The organism is Pseudotabrizicola sp. 4114 (assembly GCF_031457365.1).
In the GTDB taxonomy this organism is placed as follows: Bacteria; Pseudomonadota; Alphaproteobacteria; order Rhodobacterales; family Rhodobacteraceae; genus Pseudotabrizicola.
In genome coordinates this window covers 295,976-320,543 of record NZ_JAVDWP010000002.1, presented here as the reverse complement: position 1 = coordinate 320,543, position 24,568 = coordinate 295,976, and the positions used below count along the sequence as shown (strand labels likewise).

Genomic DNA, 24,568 nt, shown 5'->3' with positions numbered 1-24,568 from the left:
GCTGCTCCATGACCAACCTCGTCCCCATCGGCCGCGCGCTGATCTCTGTTTCCGACAAATCCGGCCTGCTCGATCTGGCCCGCGCGCTGCATGCCATGGGGGTAGAGCTGATTTCCACCGGCGGCACCGCCGGCATGCTGCGCACCGCCGGTCTGCCGGTGCGTGATGTGTCAGAGGTGACGGGCTTTCCCGAGATGATGGATGGCCGGGTCAAGACCCTGCACCCGGCGGTGCATGGCGGGCTGCTGGCGCTGCGCGATGATGACGAACATCTGGTCGCCATGGCTGCCCACGGGATCGAGCCGATTGATCTGTTGATCGTCAACCTCTACCCGTTCGAGGAAACCGTGGCCAAGGGTGCCGACCACGCCACCTGCATCGAGAATATCGACATCGGCGGCCCCGCGATGATCCGCGCGGCGGCAAAGAACCACAAGTTTGTCGCCGTGGTCACCGATCCCGCCGATTACACCCCACTGCTGGATCAGCTCAAGGCGCAAAATGGCGCGACCAGCCTTGCCTTCCGCCAGAAGCTGGCGCTGTCGGCCTATGCCAAGACCGCCGCCTATGACACCGCCGTCAGCACCTGGCTGGCGGGGCAGATCAAGGAAAGGGCCCCGCGCAACCGCTCGTTCGCAGGCAAACTGGCGCAAACCCTGCGCTATGGCGAAAACCCGCATCAGTCGGCGGCGTTCTACACCGACGGATCAAAGCGCGAAGGCGTGGCCACAGCCCGCCAGTGGCAGGGCAAGGAACTGTCCTACAACAACATCAACGACACCGACGCCGCCTTTGAACTGGTCGCCGAATTTGCCCCTGATCAGGGCCCGGCCTGCGCCATCATCAAACACGCCAACCCCTGCGGCGTGGGTCGCGCCAGCAGCCTGAAAGACGCCTATCTCCGCGCCTATCACTGTGACCAGACCTCTGCCTTTGGTGGCATCGTCGCGCTGAACCAACCGCTGGATGCCGAAACGGCGGAAGAGATCGTGAAGATTTTCACGGAAGTCGTCATCGCCCCCGGTGCCAGCGACGAGGCCCGCGCGATCTTTGCCACCAAGAAGAACCTGCGCCTGCTGACCACCGCCGGTCTGCCCGACCCTCGTGCTGGGGGGCTGGCGTACAAACAGGTGTCCGGCGGCATGCTGGTGCAGGACCGTGACAACGGCTGGCTGAACCACGCTGACCTGAAAGTGGTGACCAAACGCGCGCCGACCGAAGCCGAACTCGCCGACCTGTTGTTCGCGTGGAAAGTCGCCAAACACGTCAAATCCAACGCCATCGTCTACGTCAAGGATGGCGCGACCGTCGGCGTTGGCGCGGGCCAGATGAGCCGCGTCGACAGCACCCGCATCGCCGCCCGCAAATCGCAGGACATGGCCGAGGCGCTGGGCTTGGCCCAACCGCTCACCATCGGCTCTGCCGTGGCGTCGGATGCGTTCTTCCCCTTTCCCGATGGCCTGCTGACCGTGGCCGAGGCCGGGGCCACGGCCGTCATCCAGCCCGGCGGCAGCATGAACGACCCAGCAGTGATCGCCGCCGCAGATGAGGCCGGGCTTGCCATGGTCTTTACCGGCATGCGCCATTTCCGGCACTGACCCATGCGCACAGCCACCCTCACCGCGCTTGTCACCTTTGCCATCGACCAGATCTCCAAGGTCGCGGTGGTTCAGGGCCTGAACCTGATCGAGCGCGGCGTGATCGAGGTGGTGCCGCCCTACCTTGTGTTCCGCATGGCGTGGAACCGGGGGATCAACTTTGGCCTTTTGGCCAATGATGCCGATCTGGTGCGCTGGGGCCTGATCCTGATTTCACTGGCGATTTCCGCCTGGGTCTGGGTCTGGATCCGGCGTGAAAATCCGGGCCGCTGGGCGCAGATTTCTGCCGGTCTTCTGGTGGGCGGCGCACTGGGCAATGTGATCGACCGCGTCCTTTACGGCGCGGTGGCCGATTTCCTGAACATGTCCTGCTGCGGCTTTGAAAACCCCTATGCCTTTAATGTGGCTGATATTGCCATCTTTGCCGGGGCGGCGGGGCTTGTGCTGTTCACCGGCGGCGGCAAAGATAAGACACCGCGCAAACCCCGCCGAAAGACCCCGTGACGCGGGCGGATGATTGCGCTAAGACGGGGGCGACAGGCTTGGTGGAGGCAATGATGCAGACAGCACGGACAATCCTCGCGATGACCTGCGCGGCGATTCTGGCTGGCTGCGCTGCTGGCGACAAGCCACCACAGCTGATGAATATCCGCTCCACCACGGCCGGGCCGGACGAATTCGGCATCCTGCCGCCCAAAGCGCTGGAAATGCCGACCGATCTGGCACAACTGCCCCAACCCACCTTGGGCGGCAGCAACCGCACCGACCCCACGCCCGAGGCGGATGCGATCATCGCCCTTGGCGGACGGCCCGGTGCCGGGGCCGGGCTTGATGCCGGTCTGGTCAACCATGTTTCGCGCTATGGCGTGGCGGCAGGCATTCGTCAGACCGTCGCCTCAGAAGATCTGCAATGGCGGCGCGACAACAATGGCCGCGTGCTGGAACGTCTGTTCAACGTGAACGTCTATTACCGCGCCTATGAAGACCAGTCGCTGGATCAGCACGCCGAATTGTGGCGCTGGCGGCAGCGCGGGGTGCGCACCCCATCGGCCCCGCCGCCAAAAGACGGCGAATAGCCGACACACCCTCCGGTCACTTTGCCGTAGGCAGGGCTTGCGCATCGCGCCCCGCAGCGTAGCTTTGCCGGGCAACGATCAAGGATACTCCCGCAATGCTGCGCCGCACACTTGCGCTATGCCTACTGGCCGCTTCCCCTGCCTTTGCCGATGATGTCACCACCTTTCGCCTGACCAATGGCCTTGAGGTGGTGGTGATCGAAGATCACCGCGCCCCGGTCGTCACCCAGATGGTCTGGTATCGCACCGGCGCTGCCGACGAGCTGCCCGGCAAGTCCGGCATCGCGCATTTTCTGGAACATCTGATGTTCAAGGGCACCGAAACCCTTGCTCCGGGTGAATTTTCCGCCACGGTCGAGGCGCAGGGCGGCAATGACAACGCCTTTACCAGCTGGGACTACACCGCCTATTTCCAGCGGGTTGCCGCCGACCGGCTGGACCTGATGATGCAGATCGAATCCGACCGGATGCGCAATCTGCGGATCTCGGAAGAGGACATCACCACCGAACGCGCCGTGATCATCGAAGAACGCAAGCAGCGCACCGACAGCAGCCCTGCCGCCCTGTTGCAGGAACAGATGCGCGCGGCCCAGTTCCTGAACCATCCTTACCGCATCCCGATCATTGGCTGGAAACACGAGATGGAGCAGCTGGACCGGCAGGACGCGCTTGACCACTACACCCGGTTTTACGCCCCCAACAACGCCATTCTGATCGTCGCAGGCGATGTGACGCCCGACGCGGTGCGCCAGATGGCGCAGACCCACTACGGCCCGCTCGCCCCGTCGGATGCGATCACCGACCGCGTCCGCCCGTCCGAGCCGCCGCAGATTGCCGAGCGCCGCATCACTCTGACCGATGAGCGTGTGTCAGAACCTTATGTCATGCGCACCTACATCGCCCCCGAACGCAATCCGGGCGACCAGCAGCAGGCTGCCGCGCTGACCATGCTGGCCGAACTGCTGGGCGGCTCTGCTCAGACCTCGCTGTTTGCCCAAGGCTTGCAGTTCGGCCCCGAACCCGTCGCGCTCTATGCCTCGGCCTATTACGATGGCACCGCACTGGATAACTCCACCTTTGGTCTGGTCGTCGTGCCGACGCCCGGTGTCGATCTGGCAAAAGCCGAGGCCGCGATGGATGAGGTGATCGCCAAATTCATCGAAACCGGCCCCGATGCCGAAGATTTCGCGCGCATCAAGACCCAGATCCGCGCCGACCAGATCTATGCCCGTGACAACGTCGACGGCCTCGCCCACCGCTACGGCGCGGCGCTGGCAGTCGGCCTGACGGTGCAGGATGTGCAGGACTGGCCCGGCGTGCTGGATGCCGTCACCGCCGAACAGGTCGTCGATGCCGCGCGCACTGTGCTCAACCGCAATGCCGCCGTGACCGGCTGGCTGATGCCGGCAGAGCCTGACGATACCCCGGCAGGTGCCCCCGCAGCAATACCCGCACAATCCGCAGAGACCCCGGCACAGATGCCGACAGAAGAGGCCGCAGAATGAAACTCCTCAAACTCGCCGCCCTTCTGCTCACCTTCGCCCTTCCGGCTCATGCCGAGATCGAGATTCAGACCGTCACCTCGCCGGGGGGCATCACCGCATGGCTGGCGTCCGAACCGGGCATCCCCTTTACCGCGCTGGAAATCCACTTTCGCGGCGGCACCTCACTGGATATGCCCGGCAAGCGTGGGGCCATCAACCTGATGACCGCGCTGATCGAGGAAGGCACCGGCGATCTTGATTCCGTGGGCTTTGCCCGCGCCCGTGATTCCCTTGCCGCCAACTACAGCTTTTCATCGGATCAGGATTCCATCGGCGTTTCTGCCCGGTTCCTGACCGAAAACCGGGATCAGGCGGTTGATTTGTTGCGCCGCGCCCTGACCGAGCCGCGTTTTGACCCCGAGGCGATAGACCGGGTGCGCGGTCAGATTCTGGCCGGGCTGCGCGCCGATGCCAAAGACCCCGGCACCCTCGCCAGCCAGCGCCTGAGCGAGATGGCCTTTGCCGACCATCCCTATGCTACATCCGGCGACGGCACCATCGAGAGCGTCACCGCCCTGACCCGCGATGATTTGCTGGCCGCACAGCGCGCCACCATCGCCCGCGACCGCATCTATGTTGCTGCGGCGGGTGACATCACCGCTGCCGAACTGGGGCCGCTGCTCGACTCCCTGCTCGGTGGCCTGCCCGAAACCGGGGCTCCGCTGCCGGACCGCGCGCCGATGAACCTGACCGGTGGCATCACCGTACAGGATTTCCCCGGCCCGCAAGCCACCGTGCTGTTCGCGCATGAGGGCATCAAGCGCGACGATCCTGATTTCTTCGCCGCCTCCATCCTCAACGAAATTCTGGGCGGCGGCCGCTTTTCCGCCCGGCTGATGACCGAGGTGCGCGACAAGCGTGGTCTGACCTATGGCATCGGCAGCTATCTGATCGGCTATGATCAGGCCGAAATGCTGATGGGTCAGTTCTCCTCTGCCAATGGCACCGTGGGGCAGGCGATTGACGTGATCCGCGACGAATGGCGCAAGATCGCGACCGAAGGCGTGACCGAGGCAGAACTGGAGCGGACCAAGACCTATCTGACCGGCAATTATCCGCTGCGGTTTGACGGTAACGGCCAGATTGCATCTATGCTGGTCGGCATGCAGATGATTGGCCTTACGCCCGATTATCCCAAAACCCGCAATGCCAAGGTCGAGGCGGTGACGATGGACGATGTCAAACGCGTGGCCGCCACCCTCTTCCGCGAGGGCGATCTGCGGTTCGTCGTCGTCGGCCAGCCCGAGGGCGTCACCTCGACCGACTGACCGAAGCGATAAACAGAATCTGTGGCCCTTCACGCGGGGCGGTGCTAGACTTGGGGGTATGAACATCGTCACCCCCAACATATCCACAGGCCGCCCAGAACCCCGGCCCGTGATCCGCCCGCTGGACGAGGCTGCCATCAACCGCATCGCCGCGGGCGAGGTGGTCGAACGTCCGGCATCGGCGGTCAAGGAGCTGGTGGAAAACGCGCTCGACGCCGGGGCCACCCGCATCGCGGTGGATTTTGCAGGTGGCGGCAAGACCCTGATCCGGGTGACCGATGACGGCTGCGGCATGACCGCCGCCGATCTGCCGCTGGCCATCGCGCGGCATGCCACGTCAAAGATCGACGGCTCTGATCTTTTGAACATCCACAGCTTTGGCTTTCGCGGTGAGGCGCTGGCCTCGCTCGGCTCGGTCGGTCGCCTGACCCTGACCTCGCGGGCGCAGGGGCATGACGCGGCGCAGATCAGCGTGGCGGGCGGGCGCATCGGCGATCTGCGCCCCGCCGCGCTGACCCGTGGCACCGTGGTCGAGCTGCGCGACCTGTTCTATGCCACCCCGGCGCGCCTGAAATTCCTGCGCACCGACCGTGCCGAAGCGCAGGCGATTGCCGAGGTGATCCGCCGTCTGGCCATGGCCGAGCCGCATGTCGGCTTCACCCTGACCGAAACCTCGGGTGGCGACAGCCGCGTGATCTTCCGCGCCGATCCGCAATCGGGCGATTTCTTCGACGCTCTCCATGGTCGCCTCACTGGCATCCTGGGTGCTGATTTCACCCAGAACGCCCTGCGCATCGACATTCCCCGCGACGGGCTGCACCTGACCGGCTATGCCGCTTTGCCCACCTATTCACGCGGCTCCGGCGCGCAGCAATTTGTCTTCGTCAATGGCCGCCCGGTGCTCGACAAGCTGCTGCTGGGCGCTTTGCGTGTCGCCTATTTCGATTTCCTGTCGCGCGACCGCCACCCAGCTGCGGTGCTCAACCTGAGCTGCGACCCGGAGCGGGTGGATGTCAACGTCCACCCCGCCAAGGCCGAGGTGCGCTTTCGCGAACCCGATGCCGCCCGCAGCCTGATCATCACCGGCCTGCGCACGGCGCTTTCGGGCGCAGGTCACCGCGCGTCGACCACAGTGGCCAGTGAAACCCTCGCCGCGATGCGCCCGGAGCGTCCGGTCTATCAGATGGACCGCCCGTCACAGGCCAGCTTTGCCCGCGCTTTTGCCTTTCAGGCCCCCGAGTCACATATCTCCGAACCGGCCACCGGCTTCGCCGAAGCGCCGACCGCCCGGCTTGAAGAGCGCAGCGCAGCAAGCGATGAAAGCCACCTCAGCCACCCGCTCGGCGCCGCCCGCGCGCAGGTGCATGAAAACTACATCATCGCCCAGACCTCGACCGGCATTGTCATCGTCGACCAGCATGCCGCGCATGAGCGGCTGGTCTATGAGCGCCTCAAGCGCCAGATGGCCGACACCGGCATCACTGCACAGGCGCTGCTGATCCCCGAAATCATCGAGCTGTCCGCGACCGATGCTGCCCGCATCCTCGATGCCGCGCCCACGCTGGCGGAGATCGGCCTGCGGGTCGAGCCGTTCGGCGGCAACGCCATCGCCGTGCGCGAAACCCCGGCGATCCTTGGCGCGGTCAACGCCGCCGCGCTGATCCGCGATGTGCTGGACGAGCTGGCCGATGCCGGTCAGTCCCACCTTATCCGCGCGAAAATCGACGCGGTGCTGTCGCGCATGGCCTGCCATGGCTCCATCCGCTCGGGCCGCCAGATGCGCGCCGAAGAGATGAACGCGCTGTTGCGCGAGATGGAGGCGACGCCGCATTCCGGCCAGTGCAACCACGGCCGCCCCACCTATGTGGAATTGAAACTCCACGATATTGAACGGTTGTTCGGACGCAGATGATCACCCTTTTCGGCCAGACTTTCGCCATCACCGATCCCGAGGTGCTGATCCTTGGTGGTGCGGCGCTGTTTCTCGTGCTCTTCCTCGCCCTGATCCTGCGCACGGCAGGCCGGTCCGCCACCATGGCCGCGCCCCTGATGCGCGAAATGGGCTGGCTCAGCCAACGCGTGCAGCAGCTGGGCGACGGGCAGGAACGGCTGGCCGGGGGTCTGCACCATGTGTCCGAGGCGCAGGCGGTCAGCCAGACCGCCATGCTGCAGGTGATGGAACAGCGCCTTGCCGAAGTCTCGCGCCAGATGGGCGAGAGCTTGCACGGCACATCGACCCGCACTGCCCGCAGTCTGGGCGAACTCCAGCAGCGGCTGGAAACGATCGACAAGGCGCAGGCCAATATCGAAAAGCTGTCGGGCAATGTGCTGTCCTTGCAGGATATTCTGTCCAACAAACAGACCCGTGGCGCGTTTGGCGAGATCCAGCTGCATGACATCGTGCAAAAGGCGCTGCCGAAAGATGCGTATACGATGCAGGCGACGCTGTCGAACAACCGCCGCGCCGATTGCCTGATCCACCTGCCCAACCCGCCGGGGCCGATCGTGATCGACGCGAAATTCCCGCTGGAGGCGTATGAAGCGATCCGCCGCGCCGAAACCCCGCGTCAGGCGCAAGAGGCCGCGACCTTGATGCGCGGGGCCGTGCGCCAGCACATCCGCGCCATTGCCGAGAAATACATCATCGAGGGCGAAACCGCCGACGGCGCGCTGATGTTCCTGCCGTCTGAGGCGGTCTATGCCGAACTGCACTCCAACTTTCCCGACGTGGTGCGCGAGGGCTTTGCGGTCAAGGTCTGGATCGTGTCGCCCACCACCTGCATGGCCACGCTCAACACCATGCGCGCGGTGCTGAAAGATGCCCGCATGCGCGAACAGGCCGGCGCGATCCGCAAGGAGTTGGCGTTGCTTTATGCCGATGTCGACCGTCTGGGCACCCGGGTGGAAAATCTTGACCGGCATTTCGGGCAGGCGTCAAAAGATCTCGAAGAGATCAAGATCAGCTCTGAAAAGGCCACCAAACGCGCGCGCCGACTGGACAATTTCGACTTCGAGGAAATCGCCAACACGCCGCCCACGCCGGTCATCGCCCCCAGCGCCGCCGAATGATCAGATCCGGAAAAACGGCTGCGCCAGCCGTGGCAACAGCGCGTTGAACTTCAACGCCCCTTGCGTCGCCGCCAGACAGATGCAGGCCTCGCCTTCCTCTGCCACCGGCGTATGTTCGACCGAGGCATCGGCAATCTCGATATCGCCGCGCGCGAAACGGTCCACCTCATCGCGGAACGCGCCCTGCAACACCAGCGTCAGCTCCAGCCCACGGTGGCCGTGGTCGGGCATTGCCGCCCCGGCGGGAATATACAGCAGCCGGGCCGAGGCCCCCTTGTCGCCGGTGCGCAGAATGGCCTGCCGCACGCCCATGCCCAAAGACCGCCACTTCACCGCCTCCAGCCCGCCGCCGACATAATCCTGCACCGGCGCAGGCAACACCGACCCCGCAGGCCGCGTCAGCGGTGCTTCGGCCTGTGGCAGGCTGTCGATGCGTGCCAGACACGCCTCCAGACTGCCCGCTGCCATATCGCAGGTGCTGTCCTCGATCACCGCGCCGCCCAGCGCGTCAAAGGCCATCGACCGCGCGCGGCATTCGTCACACAAGGACAGATGCGCCGCGATCACCAGATTGAACGCCTCGGGCAGCTCCGCCGCCGCATAGGCCATCAACAATTCATCCGACAGGTGGTGCTTGATCTTCATCGTTCTGTTGCCTTCACGTCCATCTGATGGCGCAGCCGTTCCAGCGCCAGGCGTATCCGCGATTTGATCGTGCCCAGCGGCAGCCCGGTTTCAGCCGCAATCTCGCTGTGCGAGAGGTCGCCGAAATAGGCCCGTTCGATCAGCACACGCTGTTTCAGGGGCAACCGCGCCAGCGCCGCCCCCAGCCGTTCGGTTTCCTGCTGCGCCTCGAACACCTCGGCCTGATCGGGTTCAGGCTCCGGCCCCCAGGGCAGGTCTTCGGGTTCGGGGCGGCGCGATTTGCGCAGCGCGTCGATCCGTCGGTTGCGGGCGATGGTGAACACCCAGGTCGCCACCGAGGCCCGTTCAGCATCAAACAACCGCGCCTTTTGCCACAGCGTTGCCATGACATCCTGCGCACATTCCTCGGCCAGCGCCTCCGACGCGCCCGATTTCATCAAGAACGCCTTCACGCGCGGTGCGAAATGCCGGAACAGGGCGGCAAAGGCCACCTTGTCCTGATGATCGCGCACCCGGAACACCAGGGCCGACCAGTCTGTTTGCTCTGCATCCGCCACCAAGCGCAGGATCCCTTTTTGCCGCATCGCTCTGTTCCGCCCCGCAGCATAAAGCTGTGGGGCGACAGGCGCATCCGGTTTCTCTGGGCTCATGGCATCTAGCATCATGGACTGTCTACGCGGGACAGCAGCGGCTGGATCACATTTCGGGGATGTGGGCCGTGTAAATCTATCATCACGCGACGAATGTCAACAAAACTGGACAAGTGATCCGTTAAGCTGCATCTGCGTATAACAAGCAAATCGCTTACAGAAAGCCTGCCCATGCCGTTCGAAGCCATCGCCTCCCCCCGCCGTATTGCAATCATCGGGGGCGGAATTTCCGGCATGTCAGCCGCGCATATGCTCGCCGATGACAATAGCGTGGTGCTGTATGAGGCGGAGCCCCGGCTGGGCGGCCATGCCCGGACCGTCATGGCCGGCAAGCGCGGCGATCAGCCGGTGGATACCGGCTTTATCGTGTTCAACCACGTCAACTACCCGCATCTGGTGCGGCTGTTTGAAAAGCTCGACGTGCCCACTGCCAAAAGCACCATGAGCTTTGGGGCCAGCATTGATGGCGGACGCATCGAATATGCGCTGGCCAGTCTGGATACCCTGTTTGCGCAGCGCAAAAACCTGCTCAACCCGCAGTTCATCGGCATGATCCGCGATATCCTGCGCTTTAACAAACACGCGGTGCGGGTGGCACAGCCCGGCATGGTGATCCGCGATCTGCTGTCAGCGCTTGGGACCGGCGATTACTTCCGTGACTACTACATCACCCCGTTTTCCGGCGCGATCTGGTCTACACCGACCAAGGGCATTCTGGATTTCCCGGCCGAGGCGATGATCCGGTTTTTCGACAATCACCGTCTGTTGCACACCGAAGGTCAGCACCAATGGTACACTGTGCAGGGCGGTTCGGTGCAATATGTCCAGCGGTTGCACTCCGCGCTGACCCGGCAGGGCGTTGACCTGCGGCTTGGCACTGCCATTGCAGGGGTGCGGCGTGAAAACGGCATGGTCCATATCCGCGCCCATGGCGCGGAATGGGAGGTGTTTGATGATGTGATCTTTGCCACCCATTCCGATGACACCCTGTCGCTGCTGTCCGACGCCACAGCGGCAGAGCGTGCAACTCTGGGCGCAATCCGCTATCAAGAGAATGCGGCGGTGCTGCATTGTGACCAAAGCCTGATGCCCCGCCTGCGCAAAACATGGTCCAGCTGGGCCTATGTCGAACCAAAGGGCGGCCCGGGCGCGCGGATCGACCTGACCTACTGGATGAACAGCCTGCAACCGATCCCGCAGGACGATCTGCATTTCGTCACGCTCAACAGCAACCGCGCGATAAGGGAAGAGTGTATTTATGACGCCGTCACCTTCCGCCACCCGGTCTATGACGCGGCAGCGCTGTCGGCACAGGGGGCGATCCGCATGATGAACGGCACCGCCAACACATGGTTCTGCGGCGCATGGATGAAAAATGGCTTTCACGAAGACGGCATCGGCAGCGCGGTTGATGTGGTGCAGGCGATGCGCCACCGCAGCGCCTCTGGCGTGGCTGCATGACGGTTGACCTGATCCACGGCGAAACCTTTCACGGCCGCAAAGGCGCGGTCCGCAACAGTTTTCGCTACACCGTGGATTATGTCGCCCTCGATGCCGAAGCGCCAGTGACCGGCCCCTCGCTGTTCAGCCGCAACCGCCGCAACCTGACGGCGCTGTGGGATGCAGACCACGGCGGCCCGCCGGGGCAGGGCAGGGGCGCGGTCTGGGTGCGCGAGGTGCTGGCCGCGCAGGGTCTGCCCGCGCCCACCCGCATCATCCTGATGGCACAGCCGCGCATTCTGGGCCATGTCTTCAACCCGGTGTCGTTCTGGCTGTGTTATGACGCGGCAGGCGCTCTGCGCACCGCGATTGCCGAGGTGTCGAACACCTATGGCGACCGCCACGCCTATCTTGCCCATCACGACACCCACGGCCCGATCACCCGGACTGACACCCTGTCCGCCCGCAAGATCTTTCACGTCTCACCCTTCCAGCCGGTCGAGGGCAGCTACGACTTCCGGTTCGACGTGACTGACGCGCGCATCGGCATCTGGATCGACTACACCACCCCCGGCGGCGGGCTCTACACCAACCTGACCGGCCCGCGCGTGCCGCTGACCAACCGGGCCATCCTGCGCGCCTGCCTGCGCCGCCCCTTCGGCTCGCGCCGGGTGCTGGCGCTGATCCACTGGCAGGCGCTGAAACTGGCGCTCAAGGGGGCCAGGTTCCGCAGCCGCCCCCAGCCCCCGGCCAAAGACGTTACCCGATGACCCCTTCGCCTCTCTGGCCATGGTCGCTCTTTGCCGCGATGATCGCCGCCGCAGGCCTGCCGATCTATATCCACGCGCCGAAATTCTACGTTGACAGCTACGGCACCAGCCTTGCCGCCCTCGGGTTCACCCTGGCGGCCCTGCGGCTGATTGACGTGGTGCAAGACCCAGCTCTGGGCTGGCTGGCAGAAGCCGGGCGCAAACGCCGCGCCACCCTTGTCTGGGTCGCCACCATCGTCATGGCCCTCGCCATGACTGGCCTGTTCGCCGTCACCCCGCCCATCGCACCGCTGGCATGGTTCGCGCTGACCCTGACCCTGCTGTTCAGCGGGTTTTCCTTTCTCACCATCACCTTCTACGCCCAGGGCGTCGAGAAAGCCGCCCAGCTCGGCCCCAAAGGCCACTTCCGCCTCGCCGGCTGGCGCGAGACCGGCTCGCTGCTTGGCGTCTCTGCCGCTGCCGTCGCACCCGTGGCGCTGGGCAGCCTGACCGCGACGCCTTTCACCGGCTTTGCCATCGGTTTTGCCCTGCTCGCCATCATCGCCGCCACCGCGATGCGCCGCGAATGGGTCAGCACCTCACCCGCAGCCGCGACATCCCCCGGCACCACGTTCGCCCTGTTCCGCCCCATCCTGGCCGACCCGCTCGCCCGGCGCCTGCTGCTGATCGCGCTGCTGAATGCGGCCCCGGTCGCCGTCACCTCCACCCTGTTCCTGTTCTTCGTCGAAAGCCGCCTGAACGCCCCCGGTCTTGAGGGCCCGCTGCTGCTGCTGTTCTTCCTCTCCGCCGCCGCCTCCGCGCCCTTGTGGAGCCGCTCTGCCGCCCGCTTTGGGGCAAAGCGCAGCCTGCTCGCCGCCATGGCCCTCGCCATCGCCGCCTTTCTCTGGGCGGTGGCCCTGCGCGAGGGCAATATCCTGCCCTTTGCGCTGATCTGCGCCGCCTCCGGTGCGGCCCTCGGGGCCGACCTCACCCTGTTGCCCGCGCTCTTTGCCCGACGCCTCGTCACACTCGGCCGGGGCGAGGGCGCGGGATTTGGCCTGTGGTCCTTTGTCTCCAAACTCTCGCTGGCTCTTGCCGCCGCCACCCTCCTGCCCGCGCTTCAGGCCGCAGGCTTCACCCCCGGCACGACCAATACCGCCGATGCGCTCTTTGCCCTGTCGCTCCTGTACGCCGCATTGCCCTGTGCGCTGAAACTCCTTGCCATGGCCTTGCTCGCCACCACCGAAACCGGGGAATCCGCTGCATAAGGCTTGACCCAAACCCATGCGGGCACGACGCTGCAACCAGACATCACGGATCCAACCGCCGACAAACGGAACCATCACCACGCACGCCCCGTTGATAAAACCCAAGGTGTCAGCTGCCGGACGGGCCGCTCAAAGCGCGCCACAGAACCAAAAATACCGGGTCAAACCAGATTGAAGGAGACGCAGACGATGAGAGAGTGGACAGGAAAACGCTATTGGCTGGTCGGCGCATCCGAAGGTCTGGGCCTCGCCCTCGCACAGATGCTGTCCCGCGCCGGGGCCGAGGTTATCTTGTCCGCCCGCTCGCAGGATCGTCTGACCGCCGCCGTCGCCACACTGGCGGGCAAGGGCAGCGCCGTGGCCTGCGATGTGTCGGACCGCGCCTCGGTTCAGGCCGCCGCCGATCAGATCGGCCCGGTCGATGGCGTTGTTTATCTGGCGGGAGTCTACTGGCCAACCAAGGCGCAGGAATGGAAGGCCGAAGAGGTCGAGGCGATGTGCGATGTCAACTTCACCGGTTGTGCGCGCGTGATCGGCGCGGTGCTGCCCGGCATGGTGGCACGTGGCGCGGGCCATGTCGTGCTCACCGGCTCGCTTTCCGGCTTTCGGGGCCTTCCCGGTTCGATCGGTTACACCGCGTCCAAGGCTGGGGTGATGTCACTGGCCGAATGCCTTTACGCCGATCTGCGCGACAGCGGCATTGATGTGCAGGTCGCCAACCCCGGTTTCATCCGCACAAGGCTGACCGACAAGAATGACTTTTCGATGCCGTTCCTGATGGAACCGGATCAGGCCGCGCGCGAAATGTTTGAGCATATGAACAGCGATGCCTTCAAGAAAAGCTTCCCGCTGGTGTTTTCCTGGCTGTTCCGTGTGTCGCAATTCCTGCCCGACTGGGCCTATTACCGGCTGTTCGCCCGCAAATAGCGGCTGTTTCGGCGGTCAGGGCGCGGTCAGTGTGGCGATGAAAAACCCGTCCATCCCGCCCCAGTAATCCGGGCGCAGCCGCACACCGCCTTGCGGTGTCACCCACTCCGGCGGCAGCCATGGCAGCGCAGGGGGCACCACAGCCAAGCCCGGATGCCGCAGCAGCGCTGCGGCCAGCTGATCCTCACCTTCGGCGGGCAGCAGCGAGCAGGTGCAATAGACCAGCCGCCCGCCGGGCTTCAGCCAGCCCAGCGCCCGGTCCAGCAACGCGGCCTGCAGCTCCACCAGCCCCGCCAGTTCTGATCCATCCTTGATGAACGGCAGGTCCGGATGCCGCCGCAGCGTGCCGGTTGCCGAACAGGGCGCATCCAGCAGGATCGCGTCAAACTGCGCGTCTGGTGGTGTCCAATGCAGCGCATCCGCCACCACCAGCTGCGCGGTCAGCCCGGTGCGCGTCAGATTCTCCTCGACCCGCACCATGCGCGGGGCCGAGATATCCAGCGCCGTCACCGCCGCTCCGGCATCCGCCAGTTGCAGGGTCTTGCCTCCCGGTGCCGCGCAGACATCCAGCACCGTCTCGCCCGGCTGCACCGCCATCAGGCGCACCGCGATGGCGGCGGCGGCATCCTGCACCCACCAGTCGCCCGCGTCATAGCCCGGCAGTTGCGTGATCTGCCCCGGCGTGGCCAGACGGATGCTGCCCGATGGCAACCGCTCACCCTCCGGCACCGCAACCGCCGCTGCTTTCGGCGTAATATCGACCGCCGGCACCTGTGCCTGCACCGCCTCAATTGCGCTCACCGCCTCACGCCCGTAAGCATGGACCATCGGCTGGCGCAGCCAGCGCGGCATCTGCGGCGCGGGCAGGGCGGCCAGATCGACACCCTCGGGCAGGGCGCGCAAGACCGCATTCACCAGCCCCGACAGATGCGTGGTGCGCTTGCCGCGCCGCGCCAGCGACACCGCCTCATTTACCACGCCATGCGCCGCCGCCCCCTCGGCGCGCTCATAAACCGCCAGCCGCAGGATGTTGAGCACCGCCAGCGGCGGTGCCTTGCGCAACAGCGGCTTCAGCACCCGGTCAATCCGGTCCAGCTGGCGCAGCACCTGTGTCGCCAACCGCTCGGCCCGCGCCCGGTCCGGCCCGGACAGACCATCGGGCAACACCACCTGCGACAGCATCTCGCCTTCGCCCAGTACCGCGTTCAACACGCCCACGGCGGCACTGCGTGCGGTGACGTTTTCGGTTACGGCCTTCATCCTACGACGCCCCTGCTTCTTGTCTCGCTGGCCAAAGGCCGTATATCAATCTTCACACACAGGAAAGCCGCCATGACCGACAGTGCCGACACACCCGATCTTCCCCCCGCCGCGCAACGCGCCCTTGCCGAAGCCGCAGAGCGCCGTCGCGCCGCCGATGCGCTGACGCTGCCACCAGAGCTGGGCGGCAGGGACGGCCCCGAACCTGTCCGCTATGGCGATTGGGAGAAAAAGGGTCTGGCGATCGACTTCTGAGCGTTTCTCACCGCAGCCGGAACGACGCCGCCTGTCCTTGCCCCTTGTCCGAGGTAAAGCGCAACCGGCTGGCATCCACCGCTTCGACCAGCTGGCAGTTGTAGGGAATGGCATAACCGCTCCAGTCGATGTCCCGGCAGAAATACCCGTCCTGCCAGGACCATGTGCCGCTGATCCCCCAGCCAAGGGCTGATCCGGTGATCCGGCCCTCCGGCGAAAGTTTCAGCGACAGATTGTAAATCCCGATCCGCAATTCCTTACCCTGCACCAGCGCCAGAAACTCATCCTTGTCGCGGATCGCCCCGGCGGGTTCGGCATGTGTGAGGGAAGGCAGGAAACACAGCAGCAGGGCAAGGATCAGACGGCGCATGGCGACCTCGGCAATCAATACCGACGGTATACGAGGCCCGCACGCTTTTGGTTCACTTTGCCGGCTTACAGCCCCAGCACATCCATCATGTCATAATGCCCGGGCTTCTGCCCTTGGCCCCACAACGCTGCCCGCAGCGCGCCGCGCGCGAAAATCGCGCGGTCGGTGGCCAGATGGCGCAGCACGATCCGCTCGCCATCGGCGGCAAAGATCACATCATGCTCGCCCACCACATCGCCACCGCGAATCGCGGAAAACCCGATGGTGCCACGCTCGCGCGCGCCGGTGATCCCGTCACGGCCCGACACCATCGCCTGCTCCAGCGCCACCCCGCGCCCATCGGCGGCGGCGGCCCCCAGCATCAGCGCGGTGCCCGAGGGCGCATCCACCTTCATCCGGTGATGCGCCTCCACCACCTCAATATCCCAGTCGGCATCCAGCGCCTGCGCCACCTTTTGCGTCAGCCGCACCAGCAGGTTGACCCCAAGGCTCATGTTGCCCGCCCGCACGATCACCGCATGCCGCGCTGCCGCCTCGATCGCGGCGATGTGCTCCGGCTCCAGCCCGGTGGTGCCGATCACATGAACCGCCCGCGCCTGCGCGGCCAACGCCGCAAACTCCACCGTTGCGGCAGGCGCAGTAAAGTCGATCACCCCCTGCGCCTGCGCAAACGCCTCCAGCGGGTCATCGGTGACCAGCACACCCAACGGCCCGCCGCCCATGCACTCCCCCACATCGCGGCCCACCCAGGCGTGGCCCGGACGCTCCAGACAGCCCGCCAGCCGTGCCTTGTCCGACGCGGCAATCGTGCGGATCAGCATCTGCCCCATCCGGCCCGAAGCCCCGGTGACGACGAGTCCCGGCAAAGTCTGCATGATGCGTCTCCCTGTTGTGCCCGCGCGGTGTAGCGTGTTGCGCTGCTGCACAAAAGCCTGCCGTTGCGGGGCGGGCAAAAACAGCTTACATGGCGCCCATGTCGAACAAACGCAATTCCCCGGGCGATGGCCCCAATCAACGCCAGCTCCGTGTCGGCGAACTCATCCGCCGCACGCTGGCCGATGTGCTGAACCGTGCCGAAATCCACGACCCCGAGCTGAACCGCATGTCGATCACCGTGGGCGAGGTGTCGTGCTCTACCGATCTCAAGGTGGCCACGGTCTATGTCATGCCGCTGATGGGCTCGGTGCCGGTCGAGGATGCCATCGCGGCCCTTGCCCGCAACAAGGCCGAACTGCGCCACCGCGTCGCCTCGCAGCTGACGCTGAAATACGCGCCCGACCTGCGCTTCCGCCCGGATGAGACCTTTGACCGTCTGGACGAAACCCGCCGCCTGTTCGCCGACCCCAAGGTTATCAAGGATCTGGCCGCCCCGGATGAAGAGCCCGAAGGCGACGCCCCGGACGGTCGCGACGGGACCGCCTGAGATGCTGCGCCTTGCCGCCCTGTTCGCCGTCCTGTTGCCGCAGGTGGCGGCTGCAAACACCTGCGACACGGTCCGGTTCGAGAATACCTCGTTCACCACCTGCGCGGTCAGCGCGGGCGAAGATCTGCGCCTGTTCCATTCTGGCCCCTCTGGCCCCTTGGGCAGTTTCTCTGCGGTCAACGACCTGTTGGCGGCTGAGGGCAAGACGCTGGGCTTTGCGATGAATGCGGGCATGTATCACCCCGACCGCGCACCGGTGGGCCTGTTTGTGGATCAGGGCCGCACCGAATCAGAGATCGTCACTGCCGAAGGGCCAGGCAATTTCGGCCTGCTGCCCAATGGCGTGTTCTGTATCGGCACCCGGTTTTCGGTGGTCGAAAGCCGCGCCTTTGCCGCCAGACCGCCCGAATGCAGCTATGCCACCCAATCCGGCCCGATGCTGGTGATGGATGGCGCGCTACACCCCCGGCTGATCCCCGACAGTGACAGCACCTATATCCGCAACGGTGTGGGCGTCAGCGCCGATGGTCGTCGTGCGGTGTTTGCCATTTCCAACGACCGGGTGAACTTTCACCGCTTTGCCCGGTTCTTCCGCGATGGTCTTGGCCTGCGCGATGCGCTGTATTTCGACGGCAAGATCTCGCGGCTCTATGCCCCTGCGATCCGCCGCAACGACCTTGGCTTTGCCATGGGGCCGATGGTCGGCACCGTCGTCAAAAAGGACTGAACTCATGGGCCGCGTGAAAAAGGGCCGGGCCGTTTCCGGCTGGGTCATCATCGACAAACCGGCAGGCGTCGGCTCCACCACCGTGGTCAACAAGGTGAAATGGGCGTTTCAGGCGCAAAAGGCCGGCCATGCCGGCACGCTGGACCCGGATGCCACCGGCGTTCTGGCGATTGCCTTGGGTGAGGCGACCAAGACCGTGCCTTTCGTCACCGACGGGCTGAAATGCTATCACTTCCGCGTGGCCTTTGGCGCGGCCACCAGCAGCGACGATGCCTCGGGCACCGTGCTGGAAACCCGTGATCAGCGTCCCTCGGATGCCGAGATCGAGGCGGCACTGACGGCATTTCGCGGCGACATAATGCAGGTGCCGCCGCAGGTCTCGGCGGTCAAGGTCGAAGGCGAGCGCGCCTATGATCTGGCCCGTGAGGGGATCGAGATGGATCTGGTCGCCCGGCCATTGTGGGTGGAGCGGCTGGCGGTGCTGGCACGCCCGGATGCGGACCATGTCGATCTGGAAATGATCTGCGGCAAAGGCGGCTACGTGCGCGCCATCGCCCGCGATCTGGGGCAGGCGCTCGGCTGCCTCGGCCACGTCGCCTGGCTGCGCCGCACCTGGTCCGGCCCGTTTGACGCGACAGGCGCGGCCACGATGGCAGACATCGAGCGTCTGGCCCGGACGGATGAGATCGACACCCTGCTGCGCCCGCTGGAACTGGGCCTGACCGACCTGCCCGAACTGCCCGCCACGCCCGAAGGCGCCGCGCGCCTGCGCAACGGCAATCCGGGCATGGTGCTGGCATCATCGGTAGAGTGGGGCGACGAAGCCTGGGCCAGCCATCAGGGCCGCGCGGTCGCGGTGGGAGTCTACAAGGCCGGAGAGCTGCACCCGAGCCGGGTGTTCAACCTGTAACCGGGGTGCCGCCGCGCGGAGCATCGAGCCCCGCCCGGCGGCGTTGCCACGGCCCGGTCTTGTCAACGAGCACCTGGCGGGTCTGTCGGAGCCTCCGGCGGGAGTATTTGGGAGAGCTGCAAATGCAAAGTGGTGCGGGACTGATTGTGCGGCAGCATGTGAAGGGTGATGCCGCGTCGGAGGCGGTCTATTCGCCTTGTGAACGCTATCGCTATCTGCTGACGCGGGTCTGGGACGGCGCGGGAGAACGGGCGTTGTTTGTCATGCTCAACCCCTCGACCGCGACCGAGACGCAGAATGACCCGACGGTGGAGCGCTGTGAGCGGCGCGCGCGGGCCCTGGGGTTTGGCGCGTTCCGGGTGGTGAACATCTTTGGCTATCGCGCCACGGATCCGCGGGTAATGCGGGCCGCAGATGACCCGGTCGGGCCGGGCAATGATGCGGCGATCCTGTCGTCTGTGGTGGACTGGCAGCCCGACCGGGTGGTCTGCGCCTGGGGCGGGCATGGGCTGTATCTGGGTCGCGGGGACGCGGTTGCGGCGCTGCTGCGCGGTACCGGGGTGGCGTTGTGGCATCTGGGGCTGACCGCTGCGGGTCAGCCAAAGCATCCGCTGTACATCGGCTATGCGCAGCAGCCGGAGCGCTGGACCTGAGCGGAAGCCTCAGGCCGCGCGCAGGCTGATCAGCGACAGGTCCAGCCCCGCCGCATCGCGGATCAGCGCAACGGCCACGCCGTCGAGCAAGAGCGTCACATCGTCGGAGCCGTCAACGGGTTCTGCTGTGAGGGTGGGGGCGCTGTGGACTGTGGCATCGTAGAGGACCACAAGCTCATCCTCATCCGCATTGTAATCCACGATTTCCGACACCGGCAGGCCGGGGCCAAAATCCTGCAGCTGGAACAGATCGGCCCCATCGCCGCCCATGGCGATATCGCCGGGGCCGATCCCGAAGACGTCATCGCCCGCGCCACCGTTCAGCACATCGGCCGCGGCGTCGCTGTGGCCCTCAAATCCGCCCCAAAGCGTGTCGTTGCCGGTGCCGCCGTCCAGCGTATCCTGCCCGCCGCTGCCCACCAGCAGGTCGTTGCCTGCGCCGCCCGCCAGCCAGTCGCGCCCCATGCCGCCATCCAGTGTGTCCTGCCCTTCGCCGCCCAGCAGCGTATCGGCCCCGCCGCCGCCGCTCAGCCGGTCATCATCAGCGCCCCCGGCCAGTTGATCCGCCCCTCTGCCGCCAACCAGCACATCATCATCATCCCCGCCGTTCAGCGTATCGTTGCCGCCCTGACCGGATAGCCTGTCATCACCGTCGCCCCCTTCGAGCCAGTCCGCCCCCGGCCCCCCCGCCAGCCGGTCATCGCCGTCGCGCCCGGTCAGCTGGTCATCGCCCGCGCCGCCTGCCAGCCGGTCGCCGCCGCCGCCACCGCTCAGGATGTTGTCGCCCGCATCGCCGGTCAGCGAAACTGCGGCGTCCACCGGGTCGGGACTGTCATCTGACACCGGCATTCCGTCATCCACATGGCCAGCGGGGGTGCCGGCTGCCACCGGCTCTGCCATATCCGGGCTGTCATCGGTAAAGATCCAGCCGATCTCGGCCACAGCGTCCGCGTCACCCTCCGCCTCTTCCGGCGACTCTTCGTCTTCGCCCTCGTCCGCAGCATCGGAGGGCCGCATCAGGCTGTCGGCCACCAGGCCCGCCCCGAACACACCCAGAATGGCCATGAATGCCAGCATCGCCCAAACCCTTTGCAGACGCGCCCCACGCGCGTTAACCAACTTCGCCGCAACCCCCCGATTGCAAACGAAAACCCTGCCGTCAGCCCTATCACGAATCGCCCGTTGCGCCCAGCATCCGGCAAGACAATCTGCGCGCATCGTTAACGACCCGCCCCAGCCTCCGGAACCGCCCCGCCGCACAGCAGGGCTTTCCTTTGCCCGGATTTTCCCCTATACGCGCGCATCCCCCGGTTCCGGGGGGCCCATGGTCTTGCTGGACGACATCCCGGCTCGCACCTTCACCCTTCTGCACAAGGAGACATCCGATGTCGATCACCGTCGAAGAAAAAGCCCGCCTGATCAAGGAATACGCCACCAAAGAGAACGACACCGGCTCGCCGGAAGTTCAGGTGGCGATCCTGTCGTCGCGCATCGCGACCCTGACCGAGCATTTCAAGAGCCACAAGAAAGACAACCACTCGCGTCGTGGTCTTTTGATGATGGTCGCCCAGCGCCGCAAGCTGCTGGACTATCTGAAAGGCAAGGAAGAGGCCCGCTACACCGCCCTGATCGCCCGCCTCGGCCTGCGCCGCTAAGCGGTTTCAGCCTTGGCTGACACAGCGCCCGCCCCGAAAGGGGTGGGCGTTTTGCGTTTGGGGGGGCTTTGTTTGGGATGTCGTTTATGCAACGGGCCGAAAGCCAACTGATGCCGCCGCACCATGGCAGTCGCAGCAAACCTAAATAGCGGTCGTTCGTGTCCGAAACAGGGAAAAGCCTTGTGCTTTCCTCTCCTACGACCGGCTGCGCCGGAATAAATGTGTTGAATGGACATTGCAGCTACAGTTCAGTCTGCTGACGCTATAGCAACCCAAGCCTGAAAGCTGCTCCGGAGAACCACTTACATGCTGACAATTAGTTCTGACGCCAATTTGGTCAAATGGGCATTCGATACATGGCGTTCGGCTCTTCTCGAGGAGGGCATCCGTGATGGGTACCTCTGGCGCTTGCCAGAGCAACGCATTGTTTTCCGCAATCAGCCCGACGCTAAAAGCGATAAGCTCGATCTCAGAACTGCGCTTGGTACAGATCCCACTGGAGCCTGCTGGGCAGTTCAGATCAACGAGGCAGAAAAGCCAGGTGACCCAAACAAACTTTCTTCTATCGCGCTCGACGAGAATGATCGGCCATTTTTGCTCCGGCAAGGGCGGCTAGTACCCCGGGTCGCAGGCAATGAACATATTTTAGAAGCTGAGTTTCGTGCACTTACTGGTCTCACGCCGGAAGCCGTCAAAAACGGAGACACACCAGGAAAGTCCCGCGAATGGTACATCGTAACTCCACTTGATGTTAGTGCAGACGAAATTCGGATTGCGACAGGTCGCTTCGTTGATATCTGTGCAAAGGCTCGAGAAAGGGGGGCAACTGGGAACGGTGCGCTTCCTGACACAACGCCCATTGCCGGAATGGGTAACGACGAAACTGGCGGAACCTATACGGTTGGCGCCCGGGACGCTCAGGATGCAAAGCAAATTCGGAAGCAACAAGGAGAGGTTTGGTTTCGCTTAGCAGTCATGTTGCGTGAAGCTGGAATTGCTATGGATAAACCTAGGCATGCGCGTGGATACGAGGTTGACGCAGTCATTGCAGGGCCAACCGACTCCATTCTGCTGGAGATCAAGTCGGGAGCGACTGCTGCTGACGTTTATGCTGGCATGGGGCAGCTACAGCTCTATCCTAAGCTCTTGCCGCAACTTTCTCGCCATCAGTTGATTCTCCTTCTGCCAAGCCTTCCACAACAAGCCTTGGTTAAGGCTGTTGAAGAAAGTGGTGTGCGGCTCTGCACCTACGAATTTCTTGACGAAAGGGGAGAACTGACAATTACTTTTAGCGGCCAGTTCAAAGAGATCTGTGGGATTTAATCGGCTTACCAAATGCGTTGACTGGCGTGCGTCTGACGAAGCAGTTGGTGCAGTGCACGGCCGGAGAACAATAGGAGGTTGGCATGTGATTGCTAGCACATGCTGCTTGACCCATCTCGCTTCATCGGGAACCAAAGGCAGCCTGAACAAAACAGAAATTCAGCAGCTGATGGGAGTCGACCGTCTGTAATGGGCCGTTCACGACGCTGAACTAAAACGCCCTGTTACTCACAAGTCGACCCCATTTCTTTATAACTCATGAATCCCCGCACCCTAACCCCTTGATACAACTCACCCCGACCCCTTGTAACACAGTGGGAACCACGCCGCCCCCTTGCATCCTTGCCCCCTTGCCGCTAACCCAAATCCGCACACTCCAGGGGGATGCGACATGGACCTGACCAATCTGCGGGGCAAGTATATCGAGGCCGTGGCCGGGGCGGCGTCCGAGGCGGCGCTGGAGGAGGTGCGGCTGGCGGCTCTGGGCAAGAAGGGCGAGATTTCTGCCCTGATGGCGACCCTCGGCAAGATGGACCCCGATCAGCGCAAGGCTGCCGGGGCCGCGATGAACCTGTTGCGCGACGAGATCGACGCCGCCCTGCGCGCCCGCAAGGCCGGCCTTGCGGATGCCGCCCTTGATGCGCGGCTGCGGTCCGAGTGGCTCGACGTGACCCTGCCGGGCCGCCCGCGCCCGCGCGGCACCATCCATCCGGTCAGCCAGGTGATGGAGGAGCTGACTGCCATCTTTGCCGACATGGGGTTCTCGGTGGCCGAGGGGCCGCAGGTGGAGAGCGACTGGTATAACTTCGACGCCCTGAACATCCCGCCCGAACACCCGGCGCGGCAGGAGCATGACACGTTTTTCATGCACCGGGCCGCGGGTGACAACCGCCCGCCCCACGTGCTGCGCACCCATACCAGCCCTGTCCAGATCCGGGCGATGACCGAGCAGGGCGCGCCGATCCGGGTGATCGCGCCGGGCCGGGTTTACCGGATGGACATGGACCAGACCCATACCCCGATGTTCCATCAGGTCGAAGGTCTGGCGATTGACCGCGACATCAGCATGGCCAATCTGAAGTGGACGCTGGAAGAATTCTGCCGCGCGTTTTTCGAGGTGGACCGGGTGGAGCTGCGGTTCCGTGCCAGCCACTTCCCCTTTACCGAACCCTCGGCCGAGGTCGATATCCGCTATTCGGTGGTCGGCGGCCAACTGCGTATCGGTGAGGGCGACAAGTGGATGGAGATCCTTGGCTCGGGCATGGTGCACCCCAAGGTGCTGGCCGCAGCCGGGGTCAACCCGGATGAGTGGCAGGGCTTTGCCTTTGGTCTGGGCATCGACCGGATTGCCATGCTGAAATACGGCATCCCCGACCTGCGCGCGTTTTTTGAATCCGATCTGCGCTGGTTGCGGCACTATGGCTTTGCCGCGCTGGATATGCCTGATCTGGCAGGTGGCCTCAGCCGCTGACCGCTATCACAGCGGATGCACACCCTCGGTCGCCGTCTGTATGCCTTGTGACGACAAGACAAGACACAGTGCGGCGATCCCGATCATCAGGATGAGGGGCCAAGGGTTCCTGACCGTGTGGTTCTTGGGTTTGGTGAGCATTGGGTCCATCATCTGACCGGGTCTACAGGACAGGCCCAGCAAGAATGTGGCGAACTGCCCCCCTGTGGCGCGACAGCCCGTTTCCAAACCGGAAACCCCTGCCGCCCCGCTTCCCCTTTGCCCGGCTTTGCGCTAAGGCCAAAGGC

25 protein-coding genes are annotated in these 24,568 nt (G+C 64.6%); 19 read left to right on the top strand and 6 right to left on the bottom strand.

Annotated features, from left to right (window positions below):
• The first annotated feature begins 8 nt into the window (after positions 1-8).
• The 7 genes from purH to rmuC all read left to right on the top strand — a co-directional run bounded on the left by purH (position 9) and on the right by rmuC (position 8,555).
• Entirely contained in the window at positions 9-1,598 is a 1,590-nt protein-coding gene (gene purH / locus J2X53_RS06075; RefSeq protein ID WP_349036581.1) for a bifunctional phosphoribosylaminoimidazolecarboxamide formyltransferase/IMP cyclohydrolase, read from the top strand.
• Between the two features lie 3 nt (positions 1,599-1,601).
• On the top strand, positions 1,602-2,102 hold the full coding sequence (gene lspA / locus J2X53_RS06070) for a signal peptidase II (protein WP_349036580.1): 501 nt from the start codon (positions 1,602-1,604) through the stop codon (positions 2,100-2,102).
• A 53-nt stretch (positions 2,103-2,155) separates the two neighbouring features.
• Positions 2,156-2,674: a DUF3035 domain-containing protein gene (locus tag J2X53_RS06065; protein ID WP_349036579.1), complete on the top strand. Its 519-nt coding sequence runs from the start codon at positions 2,156-2,158 to the stop codon at positions 2,672-2,674.
• Positions 2,675-2,769: 95 nt separating this feature from the next.
• The gene (locus tag J2X53_RS06060; protein WP_349036578.1) at positions 2,770-4,179 is read left to right on the top strand and encodes a pitrilysin family protein; all 1,410 of its coding nucleotides are present in this window, start codon (positions 2,770-2,772) and stop codon (positions 4,177-4,179) included.
• Positions 4,176-5,486: a pitrilysin family protein gene (locus J2X53_RS06055; protein WP_349036577.1), complete on the top strand. Its 1,311-nt coding sequence runs from the start codon at positions 4,176-4,178 to the stop codon at positions 5,484-5,486. The genes J2X53_RS06060 and J2X53_RS06055 overlap by 4 nt, the downstream gene beginning before the upstream one ends.
• Before the next feature lie 58 nt (positions 5,487-5,544).
• Positions 5,545-7,398: a DNA mismatch repair endonuclease MutL gene (gene mutL, locus J2X53_RS06050; protein WP_349036576.1), complete on the top strand. Its 1,854-nt coding sequence runs from the start codon at positions 5,545-5,547 to the stop codon at positions 7,396-7,398.
• Positions 7,395-8,555, top strand: a complete 1,161-nt coding sequence (rmuC, locus tag J2X53_RS06045; protein ID WP_349036575.1) for a DNA recombination protein RmuC — start codon at positions 7,395-7,397, stop codon at positions 8,553-8,555. Before mutL ends, rmuC begins: the two co-directional genes overlap by 4 nt.
• Here rmuC and J2X53_RS06040 read toward each other — a convergent pair whose 3' ends face one another.
• Positions 8,556-9,200, bottom strand: a complete 645-nt coding sequence (locus J2X53_RS06040) for a ChrR family anti-sigma-E factor (protein WP_349036574.1) — start codon at positions 9,198-9,200, stop codon at positions 8,556-8,558. It lies immediately after the preceding gene.
• A complete protein-coding gene (locus J2X53_RS06035; RefSeq protein ID WP_349036852.1) occupies positions 9,197-9,760 on the bottom strand; it encodes a sigma-70 family RNA polymerase sigma factor in 564 nt (187 codons plus the stop codon). The genes J2X53_RS06040 and J2X53_RS06035 overlap by 4 nt, the downstream gene beginning before the upstream one ends.
• Before the next feature lie 261 nt (positions 9,761-10,021).
• Between J2X53_RS06035 and J2X53_RS06030 the strand changes: the two genes are divergently transcribed.
• The 4 genes from J2X53_RS06030 to J2X53_RS06015 all read left to right on the top strand — a co-directional run bounded on the left by J2X53_RS06030 (position 10,022) and on the right by J2X53_RS06015 (position 14,234).
• A complete protein-coding gene (locus J2X53_RS06030; protein WP_349036573.1) occupies positions 10,022-11,311 on the top strand; it encodes an FAD-dependent oxidoreductase in 1,290 nt (429 codons plus the stop codon).
• The gene (locus J2X53_RS06025) at positions 11,308-12,060 is read left to right on the top strand and encodes a DUF1365 domain-containing protein (RefSeq protein ID WP_349036572.1); all 753 of its coding nucleotides are present in this window, start codon (positions 11,308-11,310) and stop codon (positions 12,058-12,060) included. Before J2X53_RS06030 ends, J2X53_RS06025 begins: the two co-directional genes overlap by 4 nt.
• A complete protein-coding gene (locus J2X53_RS06020) occupies positions 12,057-13,307 on the top strand; it encodes an MFS transporter (RefSeq protein ID WP_349036571.1) in 1,251 nt (416 codons plus the stop codon). Before J2X53_RS06025 ends, J2X53_RS06020 begins: the two co-directional genes overlap by 4 nt.
• Positions 13,308-13,496: 189 nt before the next feature.
• On the top strand, positions 13,497-14,234 hold the full coding sequence (locus J2X53_RS06015) for an SDR family NAD(P)-dependent oxidoreductase (protein WP_349036570.1): 738 nt from the start codon (positions 13,497-13,499) through the stop codon (positions 14,232-14,234).
• 15 nt (positions 14,235-14,249) lie between these two features.
• On the opposite strand, the gene J2X53_RS06010 is transcribed toward J2X53_RS06015, so the two are convergent.
• On the bottom strand, positions 14,250-15,494 hold the full coding sequence (locus J2X53_RS06010; RefSeq protein ID WP_349036569.1) for a transcription antitermination factor NusB: 1,245 nt from the start codon (positions 15,492-15,494) through the stop codon (positions 14,250-14,252).
• 72 nt (positions 15,495-15,566) lie between these two features.
• Between J2X53_RS06010 and J2X53_RS06005 the strand changes: the two genes are divergently transcribed.
• Positions 15,567-15,749 (top strand): DUF1674 domain-containing protein, encoded by a 183-nt coding sequence (locus tag J2X53_RS06005; protein WP_349036568.1) that lies wholly within the window; start codon positions 15,567-15,569, stop codon positions 15,747-15,749.
• 7 nt (positions 15,750-15,756) lie between these two features.
• Here J2X53_RS06005 and J2X53_RS06000 read toward each other — a convergent pair whose 3' ends face one another.
• The gene (locus J2X53_RS06000) at positions 15,757-16,119 is read right to left on the bottom strand and encodes a dihydrodipicolinate reductase (RefSeq protein WP_349036567.1); all 363 of its coding nucleotides are present in this window, start codon (positions 16,117-16,119) and stop codon (positions 15,757-15,759) included.
• A gap of 65 nt (positions 16,120-16,184) precedes the next feature.
• Positions 16,185-16,994, bottom strand: coding sequence for a 4-hydroxy-tetrahydrodipicolinate reductase (dapB, locus tag J2X53_RS05995; protein ID WP_349036566.1), 810 nt, complete (start codon positions 16,992-16,994; stop codon positions 16,185-16,187).
• 89 nt (positions 16,995-17,083) lie between these two features.
• On the opposite strand from dapB, the gene rbfA reads away from it, so the two are divergent.
• From rbfA to J2X53_RS05975, 4 genes are all read left to right on the top strand, one after another.
• A complete protein-coding gene (gene rbfA / locus J2X53_RS05990; RefSeq protein WP_349036565.1) occupies positions 17,084-17,542 on the top strand; it encodes a 30S ribosome-binding factor RbfA in 459 nt (152 codons plus the stop codon).
• A gap of 1 nt (position 17,543) precedes the next feature.
• The gene (locus J2X53_RS05985) at positions 17,544-18,269 is read left to right on the top strand and encodes a phosphodiester glycosidase family protein (RefSeq protein WP_349036564.1); all 726 of its coding nucleotides are present in this window, start codon (positions 17,544-17,546) and stop codon (positions 18,267-18,269) included.
• 4 nt (positions 18,270-18,273) lie between these two features.
• Positions 18,274-19,179, top strand: coding sequence for a tRNA pseudouridine(55) synthase TruB (gene truB, locus J2X53_RS05980; protein WP_349036563.1), 906 nt, complete (start codon positions 18,274-18,276; stop codon positions 19,177-19,179).
• A 140-nt stretch (positions 19,180-19,319) separates the two neighbouring features.
• A complete protein-coding gene (locus tag J2X53_RS05975) occupies positions 19,320-19,832 on the top strand; it encodes a DUF1643 domain-containing protein (RefSeq protein ID WP_349036851.1) in 513 nt (170 codons plus the stop codon).
• Positions 19,833-19,841: 9 nt separating this feature from the next.
• On the opposite strand, the gene J2X53_RS05970 is transcribed toward J2X53_RS05975, so the two are convergent.
• Positions 19,842-20,909, bottom strand: coding sequence for a calcium-binding protein (locus J2X53_RS05970; protein WP_349036562.1), 1,068 nt, complete (start codon positions 20,907-20,909; stop codon positions 19,842-19,844).
• 308 nt (positions 20,910-21,217) lie between these two features.
• On the opposite strand from J2X53_RS05970, the gene rpsO reads away from it, so the two are divergent.
• The 3 genes from rpsO to pheS all read left to right on the top strand — a co-directional run bounded on the left by rpsO (position 21,218) and on the right by pheS (position 24,281).
• On the top strand, positions 21,218-21,487 hold the full coding sequence (gene rpsO, locus J2X53_RS05965) for a 30S ribosomal protein S15 (RefSeq protein ID WP_118154278.1): 270 nt from the start codon (positions 21,218-21,220) through the stop codon (positions 21,485-21,487).
• A gap of 306 nt (positions 21,488-21,793) precedes the next feature.
• Positions 21,794-22,810, top strand: coding sequence for a hypothetical protein (locus tag J2X53_RS05960; protein ID WP_349036561.1), 1,017 nt, complete (start codon positions 21,794-21,796; stop codon positions 22,808-22,810).
• Between the two features lie 397 nt (positions 22,811-23,207).
• Positions 23,208-24,281, top strand: a complete 1,074-nt coding sequence (gene pheS, locus J2X53_RS05955) for a phenylalanine--tRNA ligase subunit alpha (RefSeq protein ID WP_349036850.1) — start codon at positions 23,208-23,210, stop codon at positions 24,279-24,281.
• Positions 24,282-24,568 lie beyond the last annotated feature (287 nt).